18 protein-coding genes and 3 pseudogenes are annotated in these 22,891 nt (G+C 36.1%); 15 read left to right on the forward strand and 6 right to left on the reverse strand.

The features are described from left to right. The first annotated feature begins 120 nt into the window (after positions 1–120). The 3 genes from LQ188_RS02760 (at position 121) to LQ188_RS02770 (ending at position 3,779) form a co-directional block, all read left to right on the forward strand. Positions 121–1,509: an FAD-linked oxidase C-terminal domain-containing protein gene (locus LQ188_RS02760; RefSeq protein WP_230175958.1), complete on the forward strand. Its 1,389-nt coding sequence runs from the start codon at positions 121–123 to the stop codon at positions 1,507–1,509. 4 nt (positions 1,510–1,513) lie between these two features. Beyond that, positions 1,514–2,491 (forward strand): bile acid:sodium symporter family protein, encoded by a 978-nt coding sequence (locus LQ188_RS02765; protein ID WP_101222164.1) that lies wholly within the window; start codon positions 1,514–1,516, stop codon positions 2,489–2,491. Positions 2,492–3,137: 646 nt separating this feature from the next. Next, positions 3,138–3,779 carry a glycosyltransferase gene (locus tag LQ188_RS02770; RefSeq protein ID WP_230175959.1) on the forward strand — a complete coding sequence of 214 codons (642 nt, stop codon included), beginning with the start codon at positions 3,138–3,140 and terminating at the stop codon, positions 3,777–3,779. Positions 3,780–4,246: 467 nt separating this feature from the next. Here LQ188_RS02770 and LQ188_RS02775 read toward each other — a convergent pair whose 3' ends face one another. Further along, the gene (locus LQ188_RS02775) at positions 4,247–5,278 is read right to left on the reverse strand and encodes an acyltransferase (protein ID WP_230175960.1); all 1,032 of its coding nucleotides are present in this window, start codon (positions 5,276–5,278) and stop codon (positions 4,247–4,249) included. Between the two features lie 1,038 nt (positions 5,279–6,316). Here LQ188_RS02775 and LQ188_RS02780 point away from each other — a divergent pair. The 6 genes from LQ188_RS02780 to LQ188_RS02805 all read left to right on the forward strand — a co-directional run bounded on the left by LQ188_RS02780 (position 6,317) and on the right by LQ188_RS02805 (position 13,898). Continuing rightward, positions 6,317–6,931, forward strand: coding sequence for an SET domain-containing protein (locus LQ188_RS02780; RefSeq protein WP_230175961.1), 615 nt, complete (start codon positions 6,317–6,319; stop codon positions 6,929–6,931). Between the two features lie 847 nt (positions 6,932–7,778). Further along, the gene (locus LQ188_RS02785; RefSeq protein ID WP_230176016.1) at positions 7,779–9,326 is read left to right on the forward strand and encodes a spore germination protein; all 1,548 of its coding nucleotides are present in this window, start codon (positions 7,779–7,781) and stop codon (positions 9,324–9,326) included. After that, on the forward strand, positions 9,323–10,417 hold the full coding sequence (locus LQ188_RS02790; protein ID WP_230175962.1) for an endospore germination permease: 1,095 nt from the start codon (positions 9,323–9,325) through the stop codon (positions 10,415–10,417). Before LQ188_RS02785 ends, LQ188_RS02790 begins: the two co-directional genes overlap by 4 nt. Then, positions 10,414–11,640 carry a Ger(x)C family spore germination protein gene (locus tag LQ188_RS02795; RefSeq protein WP_230175963.1) on the forward strand — a complete coding sequence of 409 codons (1,227 nt, stop codon included), beginning with the start codon at positions 10,414–10,416 and terminating at the stop codon, positions 11,638–11,640. Before LQ188_RS02790 ends, LQ188_RS02795 begins: the two co-directional genes overlap by 4 nt. Positions 11,641–12,487: 847 nt before the next feature. After that, complete coding sequence (locus LQ188_RS02800) at positions 12,488–13,378, forward strand: hypothetical protein (protein WP_230175964.1); 891 nt, start codon at positions 12,488–12,490, stop codon at positions 13,376–13,378. 85 nt (positions 13,379–13,463) lie between these two features. Continuing rightward, positions 13,464–13,898, forward strand: coding sequence for a helix-turn-helix transcriptional regulator (locus tag LQ188_RS02805; RefSeq protein WP_230175965.1), 435 nt, complete (start codon positions 13,464–13,466; stop codon positions 13,896–13,898). Positions 13,899–14,039: 141 nt separating this feature from the next. Here LQ188_RS02805 and LQ188_RS02810 read toward each other — a convergent pair whose 3' ends face one another. The 3 genes from LQ188_RS02810 to LQ188_RS02820 all read right to left on the reverse strand — a co-directional run bounded on the left by LQ188_RS02810 (position 14,040) and on the right by LQ188_RS02820 (position 16,972). Then, complete coding sequence (locus LQ188_RS02810; RefSeq protein ID WP_230175966.1) at positions 14,040–14,453, reverse strand: hypothetical protein; 414 nt, start codon at positions 14,451–14,453, stop codon at positions 14,040–14,042. 1,694 nt (positions 14,454–16,147) lie between these two features. After that, positions 16,148–16,513, reverse strand: a complete 366-nt coding sequence (locus LQ188_RS02815; protein WP_230175967.1) for a hypothetical protein — start codon at positions 16,511–16,513, stop codon at positions 16,148–16,150. A gap of 126 nt (positions 16,514–16,639) precedes the next feature. Further along, complete coding sequence (locus tag LQ188_RS02820; protein WP_230175968.1) at positions 16,640–16,972, reverse strand: helix-turn-helix domain-containing protein; 333 nt, start codon at positions 16,970–16,972, stop codon at positions 16,640–16,642. Positions 16,973–17,354: 382 nt separating this feature from the next. On the opposite strand from LQ188_RS02820, the pseudogene LQ188_RS02825 reads away from it, so the two are divergent. Beyond that, positions 17,355–17,888, forward strand: a pseudogene (locus tag LQ188_RS02825) (GNAT family protein). A gap of 190 nt (positions 17,889–18,078) precedes the next feature. Here the strand turns inward: LQ188_RS02825 and LQ188_RS02830 are convergent. Further along, positions 18,079–18,423: a hypothetical protein gene (locus LQ188_RS02830; protein WP_230175969.1), complete on the reverse strand. Its 345-nt coding sequence runs from the start codon at positions 18,421–18,423 to the stop codon at positions 18,079–18,081. A 350-nt stretch (positions 18,424–18,773) separates the two neighbouring features. On the opposite strand from LQ188_RS02830, the pseudogene LQ188_RS02835 reads away from it, so the two are divergent. Together LQ188_RS02835 and LQ188_RS02840 are read left to right on the forward strand one after the other, a co-directional pair. Next, positions 18,774–19,331, forward strand: a pseudogene (locus LQ188_RS02835) (cupin domain-containing protein); the annotation flags it as partial. Between the two features lie 27 nt (positions 19,332–19,358). After that, on the forward strand, positions 19,359–19,685 hold the full coding sequence (locus tag LQ188_RS02840) for a DUF5661 family protein (protein WP_230176017.1): 327 nt from the start codon (positions 19,359–19,361) through the stop codon (positions 19,683–19,685). Between the two features lie 646 nt (positions 19,686–20,331). Here LQ188_RS02840 and LQ188_RS02845 read toward each other — a convergent pair. Further along, the gene (locus tag LQ188_RS02845) at positions 20,332–20,502 is read right to left on the reverse strand and encodes a hypothetical protein (RefSeq protein ID WP_230175970.1); all 171 of its coding nucleotides are present in this window, start codon (positions 20,500–20,502) and stop codon (positions 20,332–20,334) included. A gap of 267 nt (positions 20,503–20,769) precedes the next feature. On the opposite strand from LQ188_RS02845, the pseudogene LQ188_RS02850 reads away from it, so the two are divergent. From LQ188_RS02850 to LQ188_RS02860, 3 genes and pseudogenes are all read left to right on the forward strand, one after another. Beyond that, a pseudogene (locus tag LQ188_RS02850) lies at positions 20,770–21,141 on the forward strand (class I SAM-dependent methyltransferase); the annotation flags it as partial. 9 nt (positions 21,142–21,150) lie between these two features. Then, the gene (locus tag LQ188_RS02855) at positions 21,151–21,693 is read left to right on the forward strand and encodes a copper resistance protein CopC (RefSeq protein ID WP_230175972.1); all 543 of its coding nucleotides are present in this window, start codon (positions 21,151–21,153) and stop codon (positions 21,691–21,693) included. Further along, positions 21,690–22,769 (forward strand): CopD family protein, encoded by a 1,080-nt coding sequence (locus LQ188_RS02860; RefSeq protein WP_230175973.1) that lies wholly within the window; start codon positions 21,690–21,692, stop codon positions 22,767–22,769. The genes LQ188_RS02855 and LQ188_RS02860 overlap by 4 nt, the downstream gene beginning before the upstream one ends. Positions 22,770–22,891 lie beyond the last annotated feature (122 nt).

Here is a 22,891-nt window from a genome sequence, read left to right on the forward strand (position 1 = left end):
AATTTAAGTTAGTAAGGAGGGGGAAGCCATTTATTAATACAATACTAAATCTTGGTATGGAGCGACCAAAACTTTTGATAGGACAAAAATAGAGGTTATAGCAGAAAGAAGGAGAATTGAATGGAAGCGGCTAGTGTAAATTTGATCAAAGCTTTAAAGGAAGTTCTTTCGGAAAATCAAGTGACAGAAAACCAGACTGTGAGAGAATTACACGGAAGAGATGAGTCATATCATGCTGTAAGTCTTCCTGATATTGTTGTATTTCCAGAAACAACACAGCAAGTAAGTGCAATTGTGAAATTAGCAAATATGTTCAAAATCCCGATGGTTCCTTTTGGTTTGGGATCAAGCCTCGAGGGGCATGTCATACCTTACCATCAAGGCATAACCATTGATTTTTCACTAATGAATAAAATCCTTGAAGTGCGTGAAAACGATTTTCTCGTTAAGGTTCAGCCTGGCGTAACGCGATCGCAACTAAACAAAGAACTGAAAAAATACGGTTTGTTTTTTTCAGTGGATCCGGGTGCTGATGCAACTCTTGGCGGAATGGCTGCAACAAATGCCAGTGGAACGACATCAGTTAAATATGGTGTGATGCGTGACCAAGTCCGCGATCTTGAAGTGGTTCTTGCAGATGGTTCCATTATTCATACTGGCAATTTGGCCGCTAAATCGTCATCTGGTTACCATCTAAACGGTCTTTTTGTTGGATCTGAGGGAACGCTAGGCTGCTTTACGGAATTGACGTTGAGAGTTTACGGAATTCCTGAACACGTTATGGCGGCAAGAGCATCATTTCCGGAATTGACCAATGCGGTAGAAGCTGTTGTTTCCATTTTGCAGTCAGGTGTTCCAATCGCAAGGGTGGAGCTTGTCGATGAACCATCAATGAAGCAGGTTAACCTCTATAGTGATACAAGCTATAACGAAGCGCCTACACTATTTTTGGAGTTTCATGGTAATGAAGCAGGTTTGAAGCAAGATGTAGAGTTCACTAAAGAAATAGTAGCAGAACATAATTGTCTCGATATTGAATTTGAGACAGATAATGCTGCCAGGAACCGCCTATGGGAAGCTCGCCATAATCTTGCCTATGCTTATATTCAAGGCAATCCTGGAAAAAAACTGATGGTGACTGATGTCTGCCTTCCGATTTCAGAGCTATCTGGTGCAATTCACCATGCAAGGGAAGCTGTTGATTTATTAGGCCTTACCGGTGGGATCGTCGGCCATGTAGGCGATGGGAACTATCACGTGCTCTTAATGATCGATAACAAAAATCAGGAAGAACTAAAAAGAGCTGAACAGCTAAATGAACAAATTGTCCTATATGCCCTTGAGCGTAAGGGAACATGCACTGGTGAACATGGAGTTGGGGTCGGTAAACAAAAATATCAGAAAAAAGAACATGGGAACTCTCTGTTTGTGATGGAAAAAATTAAAGAAGCCCTTGATCCAGATAATTTATTAAATCCTAGTAAAATATTCATGCAAGAAAGAGTGTGATGAAATGAAAGTATTGGAAGCATTCAGTGCATTAGCAGGCAAATATTTTGCTGTCTGGGTTATCTTAATTTCCGTCATTGCCTTTATTTTTCCAGAGCCATTTTTGGGATTGGGGGGATATATTACAATATTGCTTGGCGTTGTAATGTTTGGTATGGGTCTTACATTGAAGGCCGTTGATTTTAAAATCATCATTACTAAACCACTGCCCGTGATAATTGGAGTTTGCGCCCAGTTTATCATCATGCCATCTGTGGCATTCCTTATTGCGAAACTCATGAATTTACCAGCAGAATTAGCTGCAGGACTGGTTTTGCTCGGATGTGTACCAGGCGGAACAGCCTCTAACGTTATGGTTTATCTGGCAAAAGGAAATGTACCTTTGTCGATAGCTATGACTTCGGTATCAACTTTACTGGCTCCAATCATGACGCCACTGCTTCTGCTTTTGCTCGCAGGACAATGGATGCCTGTTGATTTTTTTGATATGTTTAAGTCCATTATCCAAGTCATCCTTCTTCCGATTGTTTTAGGTTTGGCCATTAAGCGGTTTTTCCCTGTAATAGTTGAAAAAAGCTTAACCGTTTTACCGCTTATTTCGGTAGCAGCTATCATTACGATTGTAAGCGCAGTAGTCTCAGGCAATGCAACTAGCATTGCTGCATCCGGGTTCCTGATTTTCACTGCCGTAATGCTTCACAACGGATTTGGGCTGCTGTTCGGTTACTTAGCAGCGAAAGTGCTTGGACTTGATGAAGTGAATAGAAGAGCAATTTCGATTGAGGTAGGCATGCAGAACTCAGGGTTGGGCGTTGCGCTTGCTACTGCACATTTCGGTCCTCTGGCGGCACTTCCAAGTGTTCTGGCTGCTGCATGGCACAACATATCCGGACCAATTCTCGCGACTTACTGGTCTAAAAAGTCTGCTGACGACAGTAGTATAGAGGAAGCGCCAGTTCATCCGGTGGAGAACAAACTTTAATTATATTTAAGTTAAAAAAGATCCTATGCTTCCAGCTGGGATTTTTTTTGCTGCTGCAATTTTGTCCAGGAAGGCATGTGGAGGGGCAAAAAACCATGAATGAATTCTAGAATTCATCAATGAATAAGAGAGCCATTCTGTTCATGCTCTCCTATATCAAGCGTGTAGTAAATAGCTTTAACAGGCAGAATACAAATATCAATAAAAAAAATTAATGAAGTACTAGAACAAAATTATCTTTTATAGGAAGTTCCAAGTGACAGAATCAATCAAAAAGACATTAAGATACTGAGAAGAAGGGGGAGTCTAATTCCCCTTTTACTCTATATAAAATTCGTTTGATTTTCTATATTAACTTGCTCCCATATTAAATCCACTATTTCTTGGCACCTCTTTCTTGAAGTTTCAATTAATTTAAACATTAATTCATCATATTTTAAGTGCAAATTGCGACGTTGTAGTGTCCGTTTATTAATACTTTTATAGATGATCTAAACTTAAACAAAACAGCTTACATAGGACGATGTGAGCTCATCCAAGTCCAATTTACCGTTCAACAGGGTAAGTAGAACCATTATCATGAATATTAAAATCCCATATATCAATAATAAAAAGGTGTTTTTAAACTTTGGAAGGAGATGGTGTTATGAAAATATTATTGTTGATGGGTTTCATTTTTTTATTTCCTCTAAACATGGTGTCTGGAACAACCAGTGCATACGCTAAACCGCAGGTGCAAAGTGTTAGTCAATCTGAGGTAAAGTTCGCAAATGAATTCAGGAAACTTTGGATTGATCATGTATTGTGGACAAGTAATTACATTACAAGTGCAACGACAGCTGGAGCGGAGGATCAAAAACAGGTATTGGCCAGGCTTCTGAAAAATCAGGAGGATATTGGAAATGCTATAAAGCCAGTATACGGAGAGAAAGCTGGGAACAAACTTACGGATTTGCTTAAGGAGCATATTGTTATTGCGGGAAAGATTGTAGATGCGGCTAAAAGCGGAAATGAAGTCTTGGTGAAACAGCTAAACAAAGAATGGTATAGAAATGCTGATGAAATAGCAGCTTTCCTTAGCAGTGCCAACCCCTATTTAAAAAATGAAGATCTAAAAAATTTGCTTTATATGCATTTGAAATTAGTGACAAATGATTTAACTACAAGCTTAGCAAAAAATTGGAACGGAAGAATCGTTTCAATTGACGAAGGGGTCACACATATAATCCTAATGGCGGATACTATCTCTGCGGGAGTTGTAAAGCAGTTTCCGGATAAGTTTAAATGATAATGAAAAAACCTCCAGCATTCTGTTGGAGGTTTTTTCATTATGAGAGGCATTTACTTTTGTTTATATAACTGGTTCAAGCAAATACCGCATAGTTGATATGTATGGGATAGTATCCTATGCATATCAACTAAACAATATCTATTAGATGGATCGTATACTAGCGTTTACGATAATCTGTCTTTAGTGGAGTAGAAGGAAAACAAATAATAAAATAGGGGTTGCAAAGGATCATTTTTTTGAACAAACGGGTATGTTAATTCAGTAAAATTTCATCAAGGACTAAAACGGCAGTGTTGTTAGTATATTTCCAAAGAATAAGCGTCAAAAAGGGTGCTTTTTTTATAAGCCAACGCGTAAGTATACTCGTATTAAGAAAGCATGGACCTATGGTTTTTCAAGCGTAAATTTTAAGAAGAAGCATCGGGACTTCAGGACTCATGCTCCTTTATCGTTGTAACTTTTCACTATCTGGTTGTTATCAATTTGCTTAAACTCCTTTTGAAATATTGAAGTAGGTCATAAGATATGTACGACATAGAAATTATAAGGAGTGTCTCAAATAGTTTTAACAATAAATTGTCGGATATATGATCCATTTTTGCTGCCGATATAATTAAATCAAAAATATCGATGAAGACTACATGAACAATGTATATACCCAGGGCTCTTCCTCCTACTTTAGTAATGAACAAATCCTTCCCCAATGTTTTATTATTTAATGCAAATAAAAAAAGAAATGCAGTTAAAAAGATGGTAGAAATAAAATATTCCCCATGACTTCCTGATAATATCTTTTCTAATAAGTATCCTTCTACCACTTGGATAGTAAAGAAGATCAAAATTAATAATAAATTGTTTTTGGCTGTTATTGCTCTTGACTTTTTAAAGAATTTATCATGCCCAAAGAAGAATCCCAAAGTTGTATAAAAAAGACCAATGAATAAAGCATCCCGTGTACTTAGAGGAAGATCATAGAACACCGTATACGATTGTCCGAAAAGACCTAACAAGTTGAATATTAGGCTAATGGTTAAAAGAAGCCTTGCTTTATTTAACTTAAAAAAACCGAATAGAATGATAACACTCCAGATTAATGCGGTTAAAAACCACAATTGGTATCCGCTAGTCCCAGTTCCGTAATATATAAGGTCAAGAAATGAAAATTGATTAATGTATTGCGCAAATTCCTTTGGGACATCGGCAGCAGCTTTATAAAGAATAAGAACATCATACATCATATAAAAGAAGAGCCAGCACAAATACAGTTTTAAGATTTTTATAATGTACCTTTTAAAATAATCAATGGAATCCCTTGTGTGTATCATCTTTTTACCGAACAAATAACCAGAGGCAGTAAAGAAGAATGGCACCGCAAACCTTGAGATGTTATCGAGAATAAATAGACCAATTTGGCTATCCCTTGGGAATACATGAATGACTACAACAGAAAAAATTGCAAAAAATTTAATAAAGTCAATCGCGCTATTTCTTTCCATTTGTTCACCCTTTTCATAACACTTTTACTATCATTGGTTATTCCCTATATTATGTACACCAAAGAAAAATTTATTTTACTTTTTCTGAATCCAATTCCGAGATACTGTAAGACTTAATTAATGAACAGCTAATCGTTCAGGAGCGTGGACTGTTTGTAATATTAGCTTCATCATTCGGATAGTAATCATATGAATGTCTATGTTCGTGTTAATCTGGCTATAACAGCAGAAAATCATGTAATCGAGCTTTTGACAAAGGGAATTGTGGGGGACTTTCTGATTGTAAATTGATATTATGCCTGTAGCTTTGTATAAACGCTGGACTAAACTTTTAGAAAGTGTAGATCCTGCTGATATTGAAGAACAACGGAGAGCGGATTTTTTAAATTATAAAAGCGGATTACTGTATGTTTTTGCTGCTCTAAAGAATTGCTTAATAGTCTTGAATTAACGGAAAGACAATGGGATGAAGGGGAGGGAAGCGTTCTTTTCTCTTTTTCCTCGATCTAAAATCGTTTGATTTGCTAAATTAACTTTCCCCATCATTAATTCACTAGTTATTAACGTCGGATCATATTTAGGTATTAATTTGTAAGCTCCTGTAAGTTCACCAAATTAGAGAATTCTCCTTATTAAGATTTAAGTACCATCTTTTTTTGTCGATGCTTACTGCAAACTTTTTATTCTCGAATTTTTCAAAAGATGATCTATGATGATGAATTACAAAAGAATTTCACCTATCAAGTAATATAGCTAGAAATTCTTTTGTTTCCGCAAGCACCTTCATTAATAATTATACTCTTCACTTATTCTATGAAGATCAATATTTTCCGGTGAAGTTTTGATGAAAGTTATCATGCATCTTCTTTTCTGTTTATTTCTAAATTTCTGTGGTTTTTCCATTAAAGCGACCAATTTCATTTTTCTAGGAGAAAATTCCGCTGATTGAACTTGGAGAAAATACACGAATGAACAGTCAATTAAACGAATCTGCTATATATTGTAATAGTAAGTTTTGAGAAAGGGTGAACAGAATCAATGATACATCCAGATACTGAGATTCGGTTTGTCAATGAAAAGATTGGTGTGGGCGTTTTTGCCACAAAAATGATTCCCAAAGGAACGATCATCTGGGCATTGGATGATTTGGACATCATCCTCGAGGAAGATGAGATTGAATCGCTTGAGCTAATGAGAAGGGAAATCGTCTATAAATATGCCTACCTCAACGATGACGATCGCTACGTGCTGTGCTGGGATCATGCCAGATACTTAAATCACAGCTTCAGTCCAAATGTGGTATCGACTGTCTATGAGATTGAATTAGCGTCGAGGGATATTCTCCCCGGAGAGCAAATCACATGCGACTATGCTACACTCGGGTTAGACGAACCGTTTGAGTGTGAACCGGAGGAAGGGACGTCTAGCACCGTAGTGATGCCGGATGATTATCTGCATCGCTACAAGGAATGGGATGATTTGGCTCGGGAGGCATTCAAACGATTGAATCAAGTAGACCAGCCTCTGCGTCATCTGATTCTACCAGAATTCGTCGACAGTATAAACGCGATCGCAGAGGGACGTGCCGAGCCGGATTCCTTTCTTACGCTCTATGAAGAGGAAGTAAAGGCAACAAACAACTATCAGGACTGACAGATCTGTTCTCAATTCATTCAACCAGCTTTTTCGATCCAGCAAGATAGAACATGAATCATCAATGTAAGGGTTTAAAACCCTAGAAAAGACCGCCCCTCTGAACTTTATATCGTTTACCTAGAATGGAAATTTTTATCCAGCGAGGAGGTATAGGTTGAAAGGGCAACACACATACCACCGTTCATTAATTTATGAACGGTGGTATGTGTGTTTACAGTTAAATTGATTGTATTGTTTATAATGTACTCGATTTTGTATATCAAAACAGATATAGTGAAGTAGTGAGGTTTTAAGTGGATTAATAACACTATGTACTCAAATTAATGACCTAAATGAATGTATTAAACTTTGTGTCTGTGTACAAAAGAGGAATATGAAGCTGTGATCATTTTGTATAATTCTTTATTCTAGTTTACATAATATATATTCAACGTACTGATACATTAACTTATCGGGAAGTTCACATAATTATGTATTCGAACTATCACTTATTGGGAAAGACTCTTATAGTTATAGGTTTCCAATTCTATTTATTATAGGAACCTGGAAGAATCATACATCCCACTCTTCTAGTCAAAGGTTAGCATATATAGTATTGATCATCAATGAATAATATATGGAATAAGGCATCTGGGATTCAGTCGAATAATCCTTATTAACTTGCGAACATAATGAATCTATTATTGATTTTTAGATTACAATTGGAAAAAACAAAAGTATGATGTACTTTTGTTTTTTTCATTATTACAGGCTTTTCTCCAAATTGCACACCTATAAGATAAAAATCGAGATTAACTAATAGTCCTTTGCCCCATACTAAGTAAAAAGCAGGCAGAGGTGTGTGATGATTAACTTTCATTCAAGAAAAAAGAAATCTAAAATAGAAGAAAATACAGAAAAAGAAAATGTGATTTTTTCGTGTAATTTACAGGAAAACAGCACCTATCTGAAAAACATTTTTTCTTATCCCGATAACTCCGACCTTGGAGTCCGTCCTATACATGTGCCTTCACAAAATAAAGACGCCCACTTTTTTTTTATGAGGGGGATGGTGGATGCCACCCTCATTGACCACGCCATTTCTTCTTTGCAAGAAAAGGAGATACAAATAGTAGTGGGCGAAGATTTAACCGAGGTGATAAGCAAAACGATTCTTACAGGAAATCAAGTCTCCACCCTTATAAAAAGGAAAGAAGCCGTCTCCGCTTTATTGGACGGACAAACCATCATCCTGATGGAAGGGTCATCAAGCGTCCTATCGCTTCAAACAGCCAAATATGACGGTCGAAGCGTGGATAAGCCGCAATCGGAAAACGTGATTAAAGGGTCCAATGAGGCGTTTGTGGAGTCAGGAACCGTCAACATTTCCCTCATTAGAAAAAGGCTCCGTGACGAATCATTAGTAACGGAAACGCTCTATATCGGACATGATAAGAAAACGAAAATCAGTCTGATGTATCTAAAAAATGTGATGGACCCTGACTTGTTGCATCAAATCAAACATCGCGTGACCCAAATTGACGTGGACTATATCGAGGATGTGTCGGTACTGGAACAACATATGGAAGAGAGGGCGTACTCCCTTGTTCCGACCATTCTCTATACGGAACGACCTGACAGGGCGACTTCTTTCATACGGGAAGGGAATATGATTCTCATCATGGAGAATTCACCCGCCGCGCTTGTGGCACCCGCCACTTTTTGGTCGTTTTTTCACACGTCGGAAGATTATTACCTAAGATGGGCATATGGAAATTTCATACGGATGATTCGATTGCTTTCAGTCTTCATCGCCCTTTTCACGCCCAGTTTATACGTGGCAGTCGTGAATTTCCACAGTGCCATGATTCCAACTGACCTTCTCCTTGCCATTGCCGCAACAAGGGAGACCGTCCCGTTTCCTGTCATTATTGAAATCATCATGATGGAATTGGCTTTTGAAATCTTACGGGAAGCGGGAATCAGGATTCCGACGCCGATGGGTTCAACAATTGGGATTGTCGGGGCACTCATTTTAGGTCAGGCAGCCGTTGATGCCAATATCATCTCGCCGATTTTGGTCATCGTGGTTTCGATAACGGGTCTTGCCTCCTTCGCCATTCCGAATGTATCGTTCAGCTTTGCGGTTCGGATTATGCGTTTTGCCCTGCTCATTCTCGCCTCCTTTATGGGACTTTTTGGCGTCATGATGGCGACGATCATGTGTGTCGCCTATTTATCCACCCTCACTTCCTTTGGCGTGCCGTACCTGGCACCCACCATTCCTTTCTTTCCGTCGTCTAAAGATACGATAGGAAGAAAGGTTTCCTGGAAGGAACGAATCAAACCGATGTTTCTGCATCCAAAGAAAGCGACGGAAAACTCAAAAACGAAAGGAAAAAGAGGGCTATGATCCAAAAGAAAGAGTATAAACTCGGAAAAAGAGAAATCATATCGCTACTTTTGCCCGTCATTGGAATAAAGTTCGCCGACATGACACCCACTTTGCTGTTCGACGAAACGGAAACGGCCAGTTGGATCGCGATTCTCGTTTCCGCTCTTTGTTTTCTTCTTTCCTTTCTTGTTTTTTTAAGTGTGATGAAGAAATACCCTGATAAAGGATTAATCGACGTGTTTGTCATGATTTTCGGAAAACCCTTAGGTTTCCTAGTAGGATTGATTTTCTTTCTCCTTTTCCTGATCGGAACAGCAGTGGATACTCGAAGCTATGTGAATATCTTTTCCACTCTTTATTTTCCTAAAACGCCCCTTCTCGTCCTTTATTTCCTGCTCTTTATGGTGTGTGTTTTTCTTGCAAAAAGAGGACTGGAAGGAATCACAAGAACCAGTTTCATTTTTCTTTTTGTGATCAAAGGAGGGTTATTGCTCCTCATTATCCTCCTTTGGGATCGGCTTGAATTTTCGTATCTTTTTCCGATTTTCGGACGAACATGGGAAAACATTTTTATCACAGGGTTCAAATTCATGCCGCTTTTCGTGGAAATTATGGCCCTTGCTGTCTTCATGACTTATTTTAGAGATTTTTCCACCTATAAAAAATCGAGTCTCATCAGTTTTAGCATCGTCTGCTTCGAACTCGTCACGTTTTTCTTGTTTTATATCATGCTGTATGATGTGCCGCTGGTTACGGAAATCACCTATTTATTCCACGAAACGACCAGAAATGTTTCGGCAGGACGATTTTTAGCTAACCCTGAAACCATCTTTTTACCCATTTGGCTCCTTTCGACGTTTATCCGATTTTCATTTTATCTGTATATAACCACCGCCCTATTTTCCTATTTATTTAAAATCAAAAAAATCGAACCCCTTTTGATTCCCTTTGCCGCGCTTCTCATCGGTCTAGGCATGCTTCCTGAAAATCCTGTCGAATCGGAATACATCATAAGGGAAAACGTTATTTTCCGTTTCGGTTCCTTTTATTTCTTTTTCTTGCCCTTCTTTATGTGGATATTTGCGAAGAGGAAGGAGAGGAAATCATGAAAAAGTGGATGCTTGTCTTGTCCCTTTTCTTATTAACGGGGTGCTGGGATAAAATAGAACTGGAAGAACAAGCGTTTGTTGTGGTGGTGGGTTTGGACAAAGGAAAAAATGGGATGCTCGATGTAACCTATCAAATTGCCAATCCACAAGTCGGTTCAACGGACCGTTCCAAAGCAGAGAAAGAAAAAGCATTTGAAATCGTGACGCTGTCTGCCCCGAACCTTGCGGTTGCTACACAACTCGCGAATGTAAGCATAACAAGGAACGTATCCCTCTCGCATGTGAAAGCGCTAATCGTCGGTGAGGAACTAGCCAAAGATAAAATGTTTCTTCATATATCGGAAACCATCACAAAAGAAAGGGGACTAAGAGAAAATGTGTTGTTTTTGGTATCAAAAGAGAATGCATCCCAATTCATCAAACACAACAAAACCCCCTTTGAGACAAGGCCTCACAAATTTTACGATTTGATGGGTCAAAGGTGGAAAGAGACGGGATTTGTTCCTTTATCGACGTATCAAATGTATTTAAAAAATACGCAGCACGATGCGGGTGCCTTTTTAGCCATTTATGGCACAGCCAAAAATAGACATAAACAGGTAAAGAAAGAAGAAGATGAAAATGTAGCGGGTAAGGTAAACATCCGATCAGGAAGCCACACACAATCCATGGGTTCGGTTGTGTTCAAGAATGGAAAAGCGATTGGAAAGTTGACGGGTGAAGAAACGAGGTTAACCCTCCTGTTGCAACAAGATTCGGATGTAGATGAATTAACGACCGCTTTTACGGATCCCGTCAAAACAAATAAAACTATTGGGACACGGGTTTATATCGAAAAAAAGGCCAAAATAAAAGTCAATACAAAAAAATCAAGTCCCGTCATTACAGCGTCCGTTCCCGTGAAAGTGGATCTCGTTTCTGTTCCGAGTTTGGTTAATTACTCAACGAATACCAAGAATGGAGACATGTTGAAAAGCCATATTGAAAAGGAATTGGAAAGGAAAACGGACCAGGTGGTGAAGAAATCACAAGAAAAACTGAAAGTGGATCTTTTTGAATTCTATTATATGGCCAGGCGGAAATTTCTCACTATGAAACAATACGAAGCCTACAATTGGATGGAAAACTATCCAAAAGCCACAATCAACATTCATTACGAGGTGGAGTTATACCAATTCGGAGAACAAGTTTTGCCCACTAATCGACAACGTGTAAGGGATTGATATCATGGGTATTTTGGCAAATCTTTTACTGTTTCTTATTACTATCTACACATTTAAGCACGGGGTAACCGTAGGCAAAGAGGTTGGAAAGAAAGCAAAATACGCGGTTTGGTTATTGGCCCTCTCCCTTGTTTTCCTGCAAGGATATCATTTTTTTCGATAAAAAAATGACGATTGTCACCCCATACGCAAGGTGTCTTCTGACAGGCAAAGATTATAAAAAGACTGAGTCACTCAGTCTTTTTTTCTAAACAGTATTATTCGACGGTTTGCCTGTTGTATTGAACACTTACATCAAACCGCATGTAGAACCGTTGAAGCTTTCCTTTTATAAATCTTAAAATTTTAAGATTTAACCAATTAAAAAACTATTTATCGCTTTTTTCTTTTGTTCAAAATCGATATAGGTATACTTACTAGTGGTAGCAAGACTTTCATGACCTAATAATTCCTGTAACGTTCTTAAATCTTCTTTATCTTTGTTTTCTTGTAATAGTATGGTAGCAAATTGATTTTCAACTCCTTTTCTTATTAAAAATAGGGGCAGGATTTTGTAAAATTTCGGTTTATCAAAGTAATGGATCAACAAAAATTGGGTTGTCTAAACCAACAATGATGGTCGGTATGATTTATGACCAACAGTTAAATAAATATGTTAAGGAACATGGTCTATTGAAAATAGCACAAGCACTGGAATGGGGCTATGAAGAAGAAATATTTAGATTCCCCATTCACTGGAAGAATAGAAGGATACCCATTTTAAAATTGGTATCTTTTTTAATTTGGTTACATTTTTTGATAAAGTAGGAATAAGTAAAGGAGTAAAGGGGTAAAGGAGAGGGAGTCTTTGACAGAAGAGCAAAATAAAAAGCAGGAACTACACGAGAAAAAGGCAAAAATATATCCATACATTCCTAAGTTTGAATTCCCCATTGTCGAAGTAGTAATGGAGATGGCTGAAAGAGTTGAAAAACAAATGAAGCCTATCTATACAGCCATGCAAAATATCAATACGTCATCCATAGCAAAAGCTATGTCCAGTCTTTACAAGCAAATACCAGAAATCATTACTACTTTAGACCACTTTGAGAGTGGAGTCCATGAAACAATAGATTTGCTAGGTAAACATGGTTGGGTTATTCATTATAACTTGCCAATGGATGTTTTAATGAATCTGATGGAAGAAATGGAAGGTATGAAACAAGAAGATGTTCAGAACTATATTGATACCCTGTTCATCGAATTATATGACACTGAGTATGACGACATAAAAAATTTTTTTCTTTCTTACTATGAAGGAGATAAAGGTTACTCCGCTTTGACACAGCAGTTATTTGAAGCCTATGAACGAGACCATTATTTAGTAATGGTTTCCCCACTATTTCAGTTATTAGAAAGAACCATCTATCAAATAGCGGAACCATTTAATGAGGAGAACTCACGGTTTAGCTCCTCTCATAATGCCATTAAAAAGTTAATGCAAAAAGTGAGTGAAAAAGAGGATAATTGGCAGAGTGCTACTGATTTATCCGCATTAAGGTTTATAAAGAATTATTTTGAAAGCACAAGAGAGTGGCGTGAAAGAGAAGGGAACAACCGAAATTGGATACTTCATGGGTTTGATGATTTAACCGAGATTGGGAAAAGAGACATTCTACAAATCATTACCTCTATTTCTTCCTTAATTCATTTATCTACGTATATAGAAAAAGAGGCAGAAAGGTTCAACGAAAAATAAGAAACAAGCGTGTAGAGTAATTCCGAAATATATAAATCTATTTAAATTTATTTTATATTTTCAAAAATACTGGGGGAATGTCCTTATGTCACATGAGGATAAGTTTGGCGAGAGATTAAAATCACTAAGAGATAAATACCGTTTAAGACAATTAGACCTTGCTTTATTAGTCAAAACAGAGAAATATCCAAATGGAATTCCTAAATCGACACTCGCTGGATATGAGAATGGATTTAGAAGACCCAATTTCGAGACCTTAGTTAAAATTTCGGAAGTTCTAAATACAAGTGCTGACTATCTTATTGGAGCAACCGACGATCCAAGTCCAGCTAAACCAACTAAGGATTTAAGAAAACTATTACAGTCAAACGATTTTCATATTGATGGAAAAGTGTTAACTAACGACAACTTAAAATTCGCCATTGAATTCTTAGAAAAACTAGCCGTAAATCAAAAAAATGATGATGAAATCGCTAAAGAATTCCCAGTTGATTCAATAAAAAACGGAGAAAAAATTTAATTACTCGATATTTTTAACCTTTTATACTATTTGAACTAACATACATAATTCTAGAGCTAACTTCATTTCCTCCCAACATGGAGGAGTTTTTATTTCCAGGCACAAAAAAAGGCCCAGGAATAATATTCCCGAGCCTTTTTTTCATTTTGTATCTATTTTTATTCCTTGTCTTATGAATTTTTGTACTAATAAATCAGATACCAATTGAGAGCCCCATCCATGCCCTTTAGTTTTGGATACTTTTTTGTAAACTTTCAAAACATCTTCATCAAGATAAATTCCTTTTAAAATCTTTTCTCTTTTTTTCGGAGCATCGTCATCCGAAAAAGCCTTGGCAATTGCGGCCTCTAAATCATCATTATTTTCTGATTCATCAGTTGCTGCCGTTTCTTGATTTAATATATCATTGTTCGTGTATTTCTTCCCTATGAATCGAATGTTCCAAGATCCAAAATTCAGAGCCAAAGTCATAAAAAATATACAAGATCGGATCTCAACAGCATCCAGAAACACGTTATCGATAGCCTTGAAATATTTAACGACTTCCCTTTCCATTAATAATCATAACGAAAAAAAATTAACTTCAACTAATCGGGCTCGATTCTTCATTAAGATAGATCGCCTTTTCTTATGCAGTTAAAGAGGCAATTTATTGAACACAGTTTATGGTAGAAAAATAAATATCAATTGGATTTTTTTCAGGGAGAATAAAATAAAATTTTTGCGTATATCTCTATGCAAATTGTTTTATAGGGTTATATAAAGGATTTTAGAGATAAAACCTTCAATTTGATAAAGAATAGTATTGAATTATTATTTTTTGTGTTGTTCTTTATGTTTTTGGAATTGGGCATTTATATAAACAAAGATAACAGAAAATTTGTTTAAGTTTAGTACGGATTTTATTAATAATTGGTTAAAGTTTATTCAACTACCATGAAAATAAGTTTCTTTAAGAATGAAAAATGACAATACTTAAGAAGACCCTGCTCAATCGTTTAAAAAAAGAGGAGAGCGTTAATTAATTAGTCTATGGATTAGGGATGACTGGATTAAGGTCAGTATCAGTATTGACACTTCCTAACCATTTTCATTCTTTGTGGTGAATCGCCGATTTTTACGATTCATGGATGGCTAACGGGTGCGTTAATATATAATTGATTAATTATCAAAATCGTGGTCTATTGTTTTTTTATTTTTCTTTATCCCTCCACTATCCCTTTGCCGAGACAAATTTGGATTGAAGAAAGGCGTGTCCTATATGTATCAAGGGTTTTCCTCTCCTTTGTATATAGAATATCCCCCAAATGAAATACCTAGTTCGGTAAAGGGATAGTAATGTTTTTTTATAGTTCGGTAAAAGGGTGAATACTCTAGTAAATTTATGTAAGTAAAGATCTTCATGGTTAACCGATGAGAACATTTTTAATGTGAACTTTGTTTTTAAAAATACAACATGAATTACATTCAGTGGAATAACCATGATTTCAGTTAGAGAAGTGTAACAAAACATTCAAGGAGTGGGAAAAGCAGCTAGCTTGAGACCTGATAATCATCATTTTAATTCAAATAAAATGATGAAGATATAGATGTCTAAATAAATATGGGTGGAAGACAGAGGAGATAAGTTTTGGAGACTTCGAGAACTATTGTTCAGAAGTTCTTAGTGATTATAAAAAAGCTAATTGTGGAAGATATCATAAGGTTAAAAAATCATTTTAGAGACTATGGCTCGATCTATTGCCCGTATCTTAAGTCAATGAAAGGTATCTTATTTGGATGGAGCGGTCGAGCTATATATGAAAAGGAGGATAAATTATACTGTTCCTAAGGTGAAGTTACCTAACTAGGGTTACTTCAATAAAATTAGTTTAATAAAGTTACTTCAGTAAACTTACTAAAATCATTTTACAACTGACATGTTATTGATATATTGTAATCATTTAATTATGGTGTACCTTCATTGGAAATTGAATATTAGCGAATGGGATAATGGGGATATACATGAAGCATTGGAATATTGAATGCGGAAGCATACGTGACAGATTCAGTTCGAACTTAAATTTTCTCTCAAGAGATACCTGATTTATGGGTACTTATCCCCCCAATTAGGTATCTCTTAAGAACGGGGATACATACAAAAAAACATTGGGGAGTTTAAACAAGAGGTTCTTTGTTACAAAGATTTAGGTAAAGAAAACAACGGCATTTTACCAAAAGCACAGATATTGATCAAAGTAGCAATTCTTTTACCTTATAAAAAACCACATATATTTCTCTCCTTTGTAGACATACAGATTTCCAGCCCATTTCTTTGGGATTTTTTTAGTTTTATAATAATCATGATAATAAGAACTCAATAGTTGCCATGGATTTTGATGGTTTACTAATCTCCAATAGTGTGATGATGGAACTGGAAAGGCATTGCGGTATTTGATAGTACCTGGAGACCATGCACAATAAAGCTCCATCGGCTTTTTCCAATCCATATCATGAATAGTCCCCTTAAAAAATAATGTACCCTCTTTTTTATATCGGTGAAGCTTGCCTTTCAGTGATAAAACACGCTCATCATGAAGATTTTCCAACATTTCTTTTAGTGACATCCTTTTCATGGGTCTAGCCTCCTTAGTTGTTGTTAAAGTAAGTTTAACCAAAAAAATAACCATTTATTCATAATGATAAACGAATGTTTATCATTATGAATAAATGGTACAACTATACATATACTGTTTAATAAGTTATTTAGTCCGCTCTTTAAACCACTCTATGCTATTCTCAATATTTTGGAGTAGAAACTCAGCATATAGTGGATCTTTTTTTTCAAGTTCTGTAATGTGCTGTTCAATACGCTTCATACGTTGTGAAAAGGAAGAGGTTGAGTCGATTGGTAATACTTTTAGCTCTTCTTGAATTTTCTCTAGAATATCTAATTTAATGGTGTCGGATTTTCCTGTTTCTAAATTGCTCAAATACCCTGCTGACACATGAAGTTCTTTTGCAAATTCATTTAATCCTTTTCCTTTTCGTATCCTTAACTGCCGAATTTGTTGACCTAAATGTTCCAGCATCATTTTCTACCTCCATCACAAAAAAAGCACTTATTCTAAGATTCTATGTTCATCAAAGGAAGTCCTATAACTTAATTACATATTCGGAATGGTGGGACAAAATACCTTTATGTATTAAAAAAAGCTTTTTTTATAACAAAATAATCTTGCTATCATTGAGAAATATCTTGGTTAAAGAAGAAGGATCGATCTTAAAATTGCAATATAACTGCTGCATTAGTGAATACTTTTTTTCTAACATGAGATTAGTTCGTAAAAGGAGATAGGAATTACTCTGCTACATTATACTAACTAACAGACAAATCCCAGGAACTGATCTCCCAATAAAATATATGGTATAATATGTAATAAAGATACATAAGAGCCTAACAAGGGAGAGTTATTAATGTTTCCAATATTAGAGACAGAAAGACTAATACTAAGAGAAATAACAAAAGAGGATGCAGAAGGTATTTTTGCTTGTTTTTCTAACAACAATTTAACACGTTATTATGGACAAGAAACATTACAAAGTATAGAACAAGCAGAGAAGTTCGTTGATTTCTTTTCAAAAAACTACGATGAAAAAAGAGGCATACGCTGAGGGATTGAAAGAAAAGAGACCAAAGGAATAATTGGAACAATTGGCTTTAATGCTTGGTTGCCTAAACATAAAAGAGCAGAAATAGGGTATGAAATCCATCCAGAGCAGTGGAGAAAAGGATATACTTCAGAAGCAATATCTAAAGTTCTTTCATATGGCTTTGATGTTATGGAGTTAACTCGTATAGGTGCTGTTGTATTTATTGACAATGAAGCATCTAATAATTTACTAACTAAAATTGGTTTTCAAAAAGAGGGAGTTTTGAAGAAATATATGTATCAAAATGGTGAAGCACACGATACCTATGTCTATTCATTACTTGAAAGTAATAGGTAATTAAAGTTCTTAGCCAACAGGTGCGTTAGTTTAACAAAGGGTTGCTGCGGCAGCCTTTTTAAAATGGAACTAACCTGGCAGGTTAGTTCAAGAGTGCTGTTGATCTTTGTTGAACAATTGGGCCATATTCTTGAATAACTAACGAAAGTACACTTGTCATAAGAAAGAGCCTATCAAGGTAAGCTCTTTCTTATTTTCCTTTTAAAAACCAAAAACCAATTAATATAATTGTGATACCAACCCCTGTTCGCCAATTGGGAATTTCTTTTAGAAATATATATCCAATTGCGACACTAACTAGTATCTCCATTCCTTTAGAGACAATAAGTGAAAAGGTTAAGTTATCTACAATTTTTGTTAAAAACTTCACTCCGTATCCAATCATAATACTCGCAGACAGAAAAAAAGGTAAAAATTTTACATAGTACCATAAAGTGGATAGAAAATTTGAGTCAATGTGCTTGGTGTGATAAGCGTAAATAGTATTAATAATTAGTAAACCGCCTAACATTAATAAAAGGGCAAGGAAAATCATAAATGTTGTTCTCCAATTGAATTTGTTTCTATAATTTTGCCCAAATGCAAAATCTTTATGTAAAGTAAAAATGAAGTTACTCATCATGAACTGTATTCAGAATCGCTTTTCTTAATTAACTAACGGGTGCGTTAGCTGAAGATTGGAGCTGTCTTAAAGACAGCTTTTTCTTATGGAACTATCGAGGCAGATAGTTGAAGAAGGGAACTTCCTTATTTAAATTGTTCCATTAGATTGAGCAAATGTTAACGGCTAATCAATTCCTTTAATTGGGTAACCCTGAGTATTAGAACATTTCCTTAACATAGTGAATAGGATAATTTAAAAAATCTTTGAAGGCGTTGAGAAAAATGTATGATGCTCCTTTTTCGTATCCCCACCAATATCAATATCCAAATCCTTATTATTTTAATGAACCAATAAATAACAATATAATACAGCCCAAATACTGTACTACACATAATGTTGCTAGCCGATTGGATTTTTTTCAATCATCAATTGGAAGAAATCCAATCGGACTAAAAGATTATGGGCGGAAACCATTTGTAATCAATATTAATGAAGCTACAAAACAAAACAATAACTACCGTACCGCATTATGGACAGGAAATCATTTTCAAGTTACATTGATGAGTCTTAAAGCTGGGGAAGATATCGGTTTAGAAATGCACCCTAACGTTGACCAATTTTTACGCATTGAACAAGGTCAAGGGATTGTTCAAATGGGCAAAAGAGGAGATGATTTAAACTTTGTACGAAATGTTTATGATGATTCTGCCATTATGATACCAGCTGGAACATGGCATAATGTAACCAATACAGGTAATTTCCCGTTGAAAATTTATTCTATATACGCACCTCCACAACATCCATTTGGCACGGTTCATGTAACTAAAGCAGATGCTTTGGATGCAGAACGCCATTCTGACTGCGATATGCACTATTCTCGTCCAACAAAGTATCCAAATAGGATTCAAACTAATAACATTGTAAAAACTAGCTTTTCTAAAGAGGAAGCAGCAGCGATCGCTTTACTTTTAGGCATTGATTTTAATAAAAGCAAGTTTAATTTTGATGAGTTTTGGATGGGAGTAAATACCGAGCTTGAACATGGAAAAGTATCCAGCCAAACAAATGTAACTGGTGATGATCCTATTATAACGGGGAAAATTGCCCTAGCTCATCTTCACGAGTTTCCTGATTACTACAAAAGACTAAAGGTGCTTGAGGAAGAAGCAAAAGCTTATTGGAACATGGCTTAATAGAATACCTAAATGATAAGTAAAACTCATTTTTTCAAGCGAGTTTATGAAATATTTTACTTAAGCTAACGGGTTCGTTAGCTTAAGATCGGAGCTGTCTTTTAGGCAGCTTTTTCTTTATGCTACTATCGGGGCAGTTTAATGTCGAAATTTAGTGCCTCATTATGAGGGTGGAGCCAATATCCCATTTTAAGGTGGCGGTCAAATGGTGAGGTATACCCTGAAACAGGGTATACCAAGGACTCATTTTTTCTTTTTTTTATCCAAAAAGTCCAAAAGGAAGGAACAAAACATTGCGTAGAACCCTATTACAAGAAGGCAGTAACTTGGAATGTCTCCTCTCACGAATAAGAAAATTGCAAATAACAAGTATGGAATTGTTAAAATGATTCGCAACTTTGTCACATGATCACCTCCATGAACATGTACCTTGGGAACTCATTTTATTCATCGTAAAACCGTTTTTTTGTTCGCAATATTCTGTTAATTAAGTGTGGAGTACTATGTGCGCCAGCTGGTATGTGATAGCAAAATTTACTCACCAAATGAAAAAAATAAGGACTAACCAAGTTGATTAGTCCTCATGAACTATGCAGTACATTGTCGCTGAAAATATTTCTTCTGAGGTGCTGCGGAAATTATGCTTTTAATCAGTTCTTATCTCTCGTATTCCTTCATTAATGTCAAAAAGTTTTCCTTCTATGCCTTGAAGGAAAATTCCCTCATCTAATTTTTTAATTTCCAAAAGATTTAACAAAAGCAACAAAAGCAACAGAATACCAAAGATATACAAACTAAAAGTATGCACCTTTTTCATAATTGTTTTTATCTCCTTTTGTTGAGGATACTTTGATTAGAAATTATATATCGATATTTCTTGATGATGTTTATTTTTATGATCTTGATCTTTTTATCTTTACAAGCAAAATTACTGTATTAAAAGTTAATTATTTTACAAACTTTAATTTAGATCTTTTTCACACTTTTAATAGTTGAAAAGGGTATTCTATGTATTCGTTCGTCCACATCAATCACTCGTAAATGTCCATTCATTTGATCCACATAATGCGCACAAGGGAAATATGCCGATCCATCCATCACGTTTAGAGAAATGGATGCACAGCAATTGGACTTTGAGAACGAAACATTTGATTTTATTGTTGCCAACTTAATTCTTACGGTGGTACCTGATGCGGAAAAAACATTAAAAGAGATGGTACGAGTATTAAAGAAGAATGGCAGGTTTCTCGTGTTTGATAAGTTTGTACCAAAAGGAAAAAAAATAAGGACGGGGCAGAGAGTATTACGCCCCATACTAAAAGGAATGGGAACCGATATCGGAATGGACTTTTATGATGTTTTCAAAATTGTCGAAAACGCCTGCGAAATTATAGAGGATAAGGATGTTATGATGAATGGGTTGTATAGAAAAATAACAGCTAACAAGAAAGGATAGATCATAAGAATGAAAAAGATACTCTTTATTTTGATGTGTATGTTCCTATCCATTCCTACCATAGCCAATGCACATACGGAACTTTCTTCCTCCAACCCTAAAGAAGGGGAAATGGTTACCGAGGAACTTGATGAAACCGTTCTGAACTTTGCAGGAGCTATTGAGGAATTAAGCACCATGAAACTCATGAAAGATGGAGAAGAGGTTTCACTTTCTCAAGTTCAGGTACAAGGCAAGAAAATGGTTGGAACACCTTCTGCTCCTCTTGAAAATGGTTCGTATATCATTGACTGGACTATTGCAGGGGAGGATGGGCATCCCATTTCTGGCAAGGTTTCATTCAGTGTACAAATAGAACACATACACGAAGAAAAAGAAGCGGCACAACCAAAAGCAGAAGAAAACAAACAAGAAAATGAACAGCAGGATAAAGAAGCGGTGCAAAAGGAAGATCAAACCTCATCCAATCCAATAACAACCATCGTCACCGTCCTTCTTTTTGTCATTTTGGGGGTAGGTCTAGTTTTGCTGTTTAGGAAGAAGCGCAAATGATGAATATGCTTATCCCTTTTGCTGAATTTGGAAACTATATATTGTTTTCGATTCTTGCGGGGCATGTAGCACTACAATTTGTACCAGAAGAAAAAAAGCCAGTGATTAGGATACCGAAACCTGTTTTGCTTCTTTCGACTCTGGGTATTATTATTTTTACATTAGGACCCATTGTGCAAGTCATCTCCTTTTTTAAGGAAGGTATTGGGTTACAACAAGCCACCTTGTCCGCCTTTACTGACTTTCAGGTAGGAAAAGCCTGGACTTTCATTGGTTTTATGGCGACGTTATTATGGATGACCATCCATGTACAAGGATCAAAATATATACAGGCAATGTTGTTATTTCTGATGTTCCTTGGAGTGGGTTATGCTAGCCATAGTGCATCGTTGTCATTTTGGTCGGGATTGTTCTCTCACACGACACATTTTCTTATTGTCTCATTATGGACAGGCATACTCATCCATGTTTCTTGGTTCTCAAAGAATCAGTCCAATTGGTTAAGGTTTTTACGATGGTTTACACCATTTGCTCTCGCCTGTTTAGTCATAATATTAATAAGTGGCTTTATCATAATGTTTTCTTTTGTGGAACCACAGGATTATATGAAATCTTGGGTCCTGCCTTACGGGCAGATGATGCTTCTTAAACACATAAGCATCATACCTGTTATCACTTTTGCATTTGTTAACGGTTATCTTGTAAAAAAAGCATTGTATCTTTCATCTTTCAACCCACGTCCTTGGCTAATAGGTGAAACCATTTTACTGATGATTGTTTTCTATCTTACAGGAGTATTAGGGACGCTCATGCCTCCTCATGAAATTGATTTTACAGTAAGTTCAGAAGGTGCCTCTCCTTGGGTAGAATGGTTATTAAGCAAAGAAATTATTGCTCCATTGTACATACAGTTCATCCCATCTCTACAAACCATCTTGTTAATGATAATTTCACTCTTATTTTTGACGATGATTGTTGTAAGTTTTAGAAAAGCAAAACCCTATTTAGGACTCGTATTCGGAATATGTTTTATTGCGGCCTTATATATGGGGTTGATGCTATCCATTTCCTTGTAGAAAATCCATTAAAAGAAATTAAACCTAAACCTATAAAACCTCGGCAATTGCTGAGGTTTTTTTGCATTTAAACAAATAAGAACTATAACATTAAGAACGATGTGATTCTAATAGTAAATTGC

Origin of the sequence: Peribacillus sp. Bi134 (genome assembly GCF_918698065.1) — a bacterium.
Lineage (GTDB): Bacteria > Bacillota > Bacilli > Bacillales > DSM-1321 > Peribacillus.

What these genes read in the sequence shown, in the direction of transcription:
- LQ188_RS02760 (WP_230175958.1), top strand. Translation starts at nt 121, where the DNA reads ATGGAAGCGGCTAGTGTAAATTTGATCAAAGCTTTAAAGGAAGTTCTT.
- LQ188_RS02765 (WP_101222164.1), top strand. Translation starts at nt 1,514, where the DNA reads ATGAAAGTATTGGAAGCATTCAGTGCATTAGCAGGCAAATATTTTGCT.
- LQ188_RS02770 (WP_230175959.1), top strand. Translation starts at nt 3,138, where the DNA reads ATGAAAATATTATTGTTGATGGGTTTCATTTTTTTATTTCCTCTAAAC.
- LQ188_RS02775 (WP_230175960.1), bottom strand. Translation starts at nt 5,278, where the DNA reads ATGGAAAGAAATAGCGCGATTGACTTTATTAAATTTTTTGCAATTTTT.
- LQ188_RS02780 (WP_230175961.1), top strand. Translation starts at nt 6,317, where the DNA reads ATGATACATCCAGATACTGAGATTCGGTTTGTCAATGAAAAGATTGGT.
- LQ188_RS02785 (WP_230176016.1), top strand. Translation starts at nt 7,779, where the DNA reads ATGATTAACTTTCATTCAAGAAAAAAGAAATCTAAAATAGAAGAAAAT.
- LQ188_RS02790 (WP_230175962.1), top strand. Translation starts at nt 9,323, where the DNA reads ATGATCCAAAAGAAAGAGTATAAACTCGGAAAAAGAGAAATCATATCG.
- LQ188_RS02795 (WP_230175963.1), top strand. Translation starts at nt 10,414, where the DNA reads ATGAAAAAGTGGATGCTTGTCTTGTCCCTTTTCTTATTAACGGGGTGC.
- LQ188_RS02805 (WP_230175965.1), top strand. Translation starts at nt 13,464, where the DNA reads ATGTCACATGAGGATAAGTTTGGCGAGAGATTAAAATCACTAAGAGAT.
- LQ188_RS02810 (WP_230175966.1), bottom strand. Translation starts at nt 14,453, where the DNA reads ATGGAAAGGGAAGTCGTTAAATATTTCAAGGCTATCGATAACGTGTTT.
- LQ188_RS02815 (WP_230175967.1), bottom strand. Translation starts at nt 16,513, where the DNA reads ATGAAAAGGATGTCACTAAAAGAAATGTTGGAAAATCTTCATGATGAG.
- LQ188_RS02820 (WP_230175968.1), bottom strand. Translation starts at nt 16,972, where the DNA reads ATGATGCTGGAACATTTAGGTCAACAAATTCGGCAGTTAAGGATACGA.
- LQ188_RS02830 (WP_230175969.1), bottom strand. Translation starts at nt 18,423, where the DNA reads ATGATTTTCCTTGCCCTTTTATTAATGTTAGGCGGTTTACTAATTATT.
- LQ188_RS02840 (WP_230176017.1), top strand. Translation starts at nt 19,359, where the DNA reads ATGCACTATTCTCGTCCAACAAAGTATCCAAATAGGATTCAAACTAAT.
- LQ188_RS02845 (WP_230175970.1), bottom strand. Translation starts at nt 20,502, where the DNA reads ATGAAAAAGGTGCATACTTTTAGTTTGTATATCTTTGGTATTCTGTTG.
- LQ188_RS02855 (WP_230175972.1), top strand. Translation starts at nt 21,151, where the DNA reads ATGAAAAAGATACTCTTTATTTTGATGTGTATGTTCCTATCCATTCCT.
- LQ188_RS02860 (WP_230175973.1), top strand. Translation starts at nt 21,690, where the DNA reads ATGATGAATATGCTTATCCCTTTTGCTGAATTTGGAAACTATATATTG.